This is a genomic window from Pantoea sp. RG18 (genome assembly GCF_025910075.1).
GTDB lineage: Bacteria > Pseudomonadota > Gammaproteobacteria > Enterobacterales > Enterobacteriaceae > Pantoea > Pantoea agglomerans.
Map to the genome: position 1 here is coordinate 1 of NZ_JAPCIL010000004.1, position 6814 is coordinate 6814.

Here is a 6814-nt window from a genome sequence, read left to right on the forward strand (position 1 = left end):
CTGCGCATGGTCAGGCCGCCCTGCGTCCGGCTCAGCTCCCGATGCATTGTGTCACGGGTAAATTCAGTGACCGGCAGGTTGTCTAATGCGATGCTCAGCAGATGGCCGCTACCGTAATAAAGCTGCTTCAGGTTGCGGCCATCCGGCAGCGTCAGGGCAGTGCAGTTGCCCAGCGCGTCATACTCCCACGCCAGTTCGCCCTGCTCCCCCTGCTCAGCAACGATGCGGCCCAGCGCATCATACTTAAAGGTAATCTCCTGCTCGGCCTGCTGGCTCCACTCGGTGTCAGACAGCGGCAAATGCTGCGACACTTTGCCCAGTTGCCCCCCACCGCTGTAGTGATAGCGCGTCTGGCCTTCCGGCGTGGTCCGCGCCAGCAGTTGCCCCGCACGGCTCCAGTGATAGCGATGGGTAATGGACTGAGGATGTCCGGCGGCAAAGGTGCGTGATACCGTGCGGCCCGCCGCATCATAGTCATATCGCGTGGCAACACCATCCAGCCCGACCTGGGCCAGCAACAGAGAATCTGCGCCCCACTCGAACTGATACTGCTCGCCGTTCTCGTTTTGCAGCGCCGTCAACCGGCCACGGCTGTCCCAGCTTCGCTGAACCGTCTCACCCTGCGCATTACGGTTGGCGATCAATCGCCCGACATTGTCGTAACGGAATTCACTGCGCTTGCCATCAGCCGATTCATAGGCCAGCGGCAGTCCGTTTTCACTCCAGTGCAACCGCTCTTCCCATCCTTCTGCGCGTTCCAGCTGAAGAGGACGGCCTGCTGCATCATAGTGATAACGGGTTTCTTCACCATCCGGCGCGATGACACAGCTGAGCCAGCCCAGGGGATGATAACGGTAGCGCGTGGTCAGCCCTGAACAGTCGGTTTCACGGATAACCTGGCCGGCATCATTAAACTCACGGCGGTAGCTATTACCTGCTGCGTCAGTCTCTTCGACAACCAGTCCGAACTCATCCCGCTGATAGAGCGTGCTTTGCCCGAGCGCATCAACAACGCGCTCAAGGCCGTGATGGAGATCGTAATAGTATTTCGTTGTGGAACCGTCTGCTCCGGCAACAACCGTGGGCAGCGAACGGTGTGACAGCCATTGCACCGCCTGCACACCACCGTCAGCATCCTTCTCTTCAACACGGTTGCCCAGATCGTCATAGGTGAAGCTCACCGCGTTGCCCAGCGGATCGATGCGACGCGTCAGGAGTTCGTTTTCATCCCACTCATAACGCCACTTCTCGCCGCGCTCGTCGATAAAACAGGTGATGAGGCCCGCGGCATTCCAGTGGTGTTCGCGCTGCTGACCGTCATAGGTCGACACGCGCGTGATGCCCGCCTCAAGATCGTAATGCATGTGGCAGCCATCACCGCTGTTGGTGCGGTTTTCTACAACGCGCCAGTGATCCAGCTTCTGCCAGCGATATTCACTCTCCAGCCCGCCCGGCAGTTGGTGCCAGACCATCAATCCATCGTCGTTGTAACGGAAGCGTCGTGAGACAACGCCTGCGGCATCAGTAACGCTGGCAAGCTGGCCCCGATCATTGTAGGTCCAGCGCGTGAGAGGCCAGTGCTGATCGCCATCAAAATGGCTGGCTGATGTCGGACGCCGCGCGTGCTGTTTGTCGTCGTAGTGCAGCGTGACGTCAATCGCCAGCGGCGCGTCATGGATACGTACCAGGCGGGCCTGTTCATCCCAGCCCATCTCCAGCGCATTACCGTACTCGTCGCTCAGTGAAGCCAGCCGCAGTACCTGCGGATCAGCGGCCGTGCACCTGTAAAGACGCCATACCGCACCGTCGTCATCGGCAATGGCGATATCGCCAGACTCGTTGCGCCGTACCATCAGCCCTTCGCTGATGCTGTAAAGCACCTCTTTGTCACCGGGAACGTCAAAGCTCAGCTCGCGCCCGTTGTCATCAAACCAGGTTGCCCGATTCCCTTCCAGCGTCAGGTAGCTGTCAAACACCGTGGCCCAGCCCTGACCAAACAGCCCAGCGCGCTGAGTCAGGCTGTTATAGCTGCGCTGAAAACTGAGCGGGAAACGTCCGGGAAGGGAAAAATCGCGCTCGGCATCATCATTAAGGACTTTGACGCCGGTCGCCGCATGAACCGGAAACAGCGACGAGAAGGCCGCATTGATAGCCATGTCCGCCGCCATACCGCCCACGGCACCGGCCAGCGCGCAGGGCATGTTTTTGATGATCTGACTGGGGCGACCACGGATGAGGGAAAGGCCGATCATCATCACGGCCAGACCTGGCACCTTGCCACTTTTGATCTCTCTGACCGTGACGGTTTCACCACCAATGATGACATTGGGGGAAACATCGTCGCTCACGGTGGCGTCACAGGTGGTTTTATCCTTTGCGCGCACTGCAGGCTGGCCATTGATAAAGACGCTTTTCGATCCCTGAGCCAGATATTGCGGTGCACTGTGTTTTTCACAGGCCACTTTGTCCTGCTCCAGCGGAGAGGTGCCCGCATCGGCGGAGGCTACCGTGGGCTGCCACATTGCACTGCCAAACTGGCCGACCGCAGAGAGCAACATGCCGCCATAGTCCGCGAAGCTCTGCGGCGATTGCGGTTCCGGTGGCGGTGTCTCGCCGGGCGTGAGCATCCCGGCCGCGCGTGCGGCTAAAAGACCATTAACGTAGACATTCACTGATCCACTGGCGATTACTCCGGCAGGTGACGGCGGGAATATCATGTTTCCCAGCCCATCGGCCGCTTTGCTGATCTCTTGTGACAGACCAACGGCATTGGCCAGTACACCACCCAGAATACCGCTGAGCAGGCAACTGTTACCCACGGCTGCCACACTCGCCGCTGCCGCCCCTGTGCCCAGCAGGGGCGCTGCCGAGACGATAGCAGCACCCACTGCGGCACCAATGACGGCATAGGCCGCACCTTCCGCAACAATGCTCGTGATATCAGCGAAAATGCTGGAGTGAATGATCTCGTCGCCCACGCGGGCAGCAGGGTTATCCATAGGTTATGCTTTCCGTGGATTGTTCAGACTCAGGCTTTGTTTAAATGCACTCCAGCGCTGTCCATCCTCTTCATTGAATGGACGCATGGCTGATAGCGTAAAAATCATTAAGATGTTCGAATCAGGCACCTGTGTAGCCAGCTGTTTCTGCCACACTGCCTGCCCGTTACGGTCAAATACGGTTTCAACTTCTACCGCGTGTAATGTGTTATCTACACCTGCCATCAAACGTACAAATTCAGTCTGCTGGATATGGCCCATCTGACTCCGCAATGTGTCCCACTGACGCTGGAACTCTTTTTCCGCATCACTGCCCTCAGAAATAACGCCACGGCTCACAACCCATGCCAGCCCACTGGCTTCATCGCGGAGAATATTCATGGTGGTGTCCTGCCAGGCAGCAGGAAAAAGCGCAAAGGCGCCCTCATTGAATTGGTAATGCATAATAGATATCCATATGGGGAAAGTAAAAATGTAATGTTATTAACAGCAGAAGGAGTAACTATTTATTTGCATCATAATCGGGTGCGATACCCGTGTGATTCAATCAATCTTTCTTTTTCTACCCAGCCATTAGCCTGATTTCCGTCATTAGCCACATACATTACGCTGTAATATTTTCCATATTCGACGTAAGCATATAATTCATTGCCAGGCACCACAAAAACGTCTTTCTCTACACAACGGCCATCAGGTGCAGAATAAAATTGCAGCCGTCCTGACCCGCCAACCCTGTAGACATTATCTGTATGGTCGAAACGCACGCCTTTTGCGTTAGCGTTACTAGCCATCCGTTGACAAAAATCATTTGCAGAAGTCATCAGCGGATATGAAAACATTAAAACGCATAAAATTTTAATCATTTAAACCTGTCATAAAACTTGGCTAAGATATAATTATCACGCGATTATCGATTAAATTACTCATCCTGGATGGCAGACTATTCATTATCAAAACGCTTAGACCAGCGTGCTATATCCTCCTGAACTTTGTTACCTTCAGGCGCGTTAGTGACATAATGTATTTTGTTGTTTTGAGGCATCATCCAGGCAGCATACACTTTGCCATCTGCCTGTATCACGAATGCGGATGCTTGCACAAGATAGAGATCTTTTAACCAGCCCTCAACGAATATACCGCCGACATCTGTTTTATGGGGTTCTCCAAAAACATCAAAGTTCTGGCTGAAATCATTATACTCATTACCTAAAACAGATTTTAAAGTGGAGACAACATCCTGGTCACTAAAGATCTTTGAAACATTGTCTAAGCTATTGTACTGAGAAAAAGACACTTGTGTTCCTGAAGCTGTTGCAATGCCTATCGGGCAAACTATAAATATCATCAAGAGCATCACTTTAACAAATAACTTTATAGTTTTACCTGAGGAGTGAATTAAGTAGCACCGTTTTACCATATTGATTATTCTCTTTTTAAATAATCATTCAACTCGCCAGATGGCATGCTGTTGTATACAGTTAACCAGGTCTTGAATGAATGTGGCATTTATTTTATTGGTCACATACTTCAGGAGTAGGAAATTAAAACCTATTAGCGGACTTAAAATTATTTAATCAAAAAAATAAGATTAATAAGTTAATTTAATCCTGCGTGACGTATCACGCAGGGTTGTTATTATTCATCCGTATTAATCGTCATCATAATATGACTGATTTTTTTATGCTCTAACTGAAATGACATGCGTTTGTTATCAGCATCATAATATAACCAATGCTGATTATCACTGTCATCCACTGTGCCCTGACCATATTTACTGACCAGCACATCCTGGCTATCGCCTGGTCCTACGCCTCTCGCTGTTTTGATCGCAGGAGTGTTGATGGTGATCTGTGCAATAAGGTAGCTGTCAATATCACGCTGCTCTTTTTGCCAGAACAGATTGGCAGTGTAGATTTCAAAACCATCATATTTGTGCTGGTAGTACTTAAAACTGGTGTCACCGGCAGGCACATCGCCAACAAAGTTTTCACTTATCTGCGTGCCCGCCTGCTTCTGAGTCTCATCGCTCCATTTATCACCTAAGGTAAAAGGATGATTATTGATTTTCACACTAAAGTCAGCGGCTGTTAAGGCAGCAGGGGACGTAATGCTTGCCGCCGCAGTAGCCAGATTTACCTGAACGGCAGGGAACAGCAGCGCAAACAACAATACTGCCTTTCTCATAGGAAAAATCATTTTTATCAGTCCCTTATTTAAACTCAGGTATGTCATAAGAAAGATTCGCATTCGGAAAACTGTCGAACATTTTCTTCATGCTGGTTGTCTGAGCCGTAGCCCAGTTAACATCTGTCGCATACTGATGTGTTCCCGGCGAAGCCGGATTCCAGCGCATTTTATACAAAGTATTCTGACCAGAGCCAACAAACTTATCAGATATCCACTTAGCACCACCATCGATGGCCTTAGCGGGTGTTGTCCAGCCCTGTTTATAAGCATAGTTAGCGCCGGTTTGCACCGCATTGCCATCCAGCGCACCTATGCCGTACATATTATAAACTTTGGTTCCATTAACCATGACGCCTTTGGCTAACTCACTGGTGCCATTTCCCGTCTCCAGCGCGGAATGGGCAGCCAGATACGCTTCATTAACATTATATTTTTTAGCCGCATCCAGATAAGTCTGTTCCTGACCGGACAGCGTGCCCTTATCCTTAAGGAAAGTGCTCATATCATCTTTACTGATCCCAGATGAGGAGGAAAGATCCACAAACTGATATTTGTCTTTGCCTTCCATGTGGTTGGCAGGATCGACATATTTTTTGATATCGTCCTCGGTGGCGTTTACGAAGCCTTTTTTAGTTTTATCCCATTTCACCGGCGTGGCTTTAAGCCCTTTTTGTTTTTTGACCATCTCATCTACCGAGTAGTCATATTTGCTCTTCTTATCGCCAGAAGCAGTATTGGCTAACGGTGCAGCCGCCCCTTTCGCCGGTGCCGCCGCAGCTTTTGGCGCAGCCGGAGCCGCCTGTCCTTTCTGCTTCGGCGGGAACAGATTCTCTACGGCCTGGCTGATGTTTTGTTTATGACTGGAGCCCGGTGCGCTTGTGCCCGGCTTCGCGCCATCTGTGTTCAGGTTCAGTTTGCCGCCAGAGGTGGTGATATGACCATCACCCTGCACAAAAATATTGAAGCCCTTGCCCACAATATTAATCTGGCCATTCGCATTCAGTTCGATAGCACTCTCTCCGCATTCAAGGCGAAGTTTAGTCCCCGAACCCACTACATAGGTATCGACCACCGCATCGAGTTTGCCCTTACCGGTCAGCCGCTCTTCGCCCCCTTTTACACCGTGGACACGGTTGGTTTCGACACGGTAGAGCTCATTGCCGCCCGCGTAATGGCTGTGATTGTTGGCGACTGAATGGCTGGCGTCATTTTTAACATGGGTATCCATGTTCTTCTGCGCCTGAATCCACAGATGTTCCTCACCCGACTTATCCTCAAACCTTAACGCGTTCGCGGTGTCCGCCGTGCCATCCTTCGACCGGCTCAGAAAGCCCATTTGCGTCGCCGCTGCCGGCAGCGCCCACGGCGGCATACTCGCCTCGTTATAAACACGTCCTGTGATGATTGGACGATCCGGATCGCCGTTGATGAAGTCCACCACCACTTCGTCGTTCACTCGCGGGATCTGCACCCCGCCAAATCCCTGGCCGGCCCAGGCGCTGGAGACGCGCACCCAGCAGGAGCTGGTGTCATCGCCCTTCGCCAGCCGGTCCCAGTGAAACTTCACCTTCACCCGCCCATAGCGGTCGGTCCAGATCGACTCGCCTTTCGGGCCCACCACCTTCGCG

General features: G+C 52.1%; 6 protein-coding genes. All 6 read right to left on the reverse strand.

Annotation, left to right across the window (positions count from 1 at the left end; genetic code table 11):
* Positions 1 to 2999, reverse strand: a 2999-nt coding sequence (locus tag OK409_RS06600) for a DUF6531 domain-containing protein (RefSeq protein WP_264366898.1), incomplete at its 3' end; no start/stop codon positions are given.
* A 3-nt stretch (positions 3000 to 3002) separates the two neighbouring features.
* Positions 3003 to 3443 (reverse strand): DcrB-related protein, encoded by a 441-nt coding sequence (locus OK409_RS06605; protein WP_010246011.1) that lies wholly within the window; start codon positions 3441 to 3443, stop codon positions 3003 to 3005.
* A gap of 71 nt (positions 3444 to 3514) precedes the next feature.
* A complete protein-coding gene (locus OK409_RS06610) occupies positions 3515 to 3862 on the reverse strand; it encodes a hypothetical protein (protein WP_264366899.1) in 348 nt (115 codons plus the stop codon).
* A gap of 77 nt (positions 3863 to 3939) precedes the next feature.
* Positions 3940 to 4293 carry a hypothetical protein gene (locus OK409_RS06615; RefSeq protein WP_264366900.1) on the reverse strand — a complete coding sequence of 118 codons (354 nt, stop codon included), beginning with the start codon at positions 4291 to 4293 and terminating at the stop codon, positions 3940 to 3942.
* A gap of 341 nt (positions 4294 to 4634) precedes the next feature.
* Complete coding sequence (locus OK409_RS06620) at positions 4635 to 5195, reverse strand: hypothetical protein (protein ID WP_264366901.1); 561 nt, start codon at positions 5193 to 5195, stop codon at positions 4635 to 4637.
* Positions 5196 to 5208: 13 nt separating this feature from the next.
* A partial coding sequence (tssI, locus tag OK409_RS06625) for a type VI secretion system tip protein TssI/VgrG (RefSeq protein ID WP_264366902.1) occupies positions 5209 to 6814 on the reverse strand: 1606 nt, incomplete at its 5' end.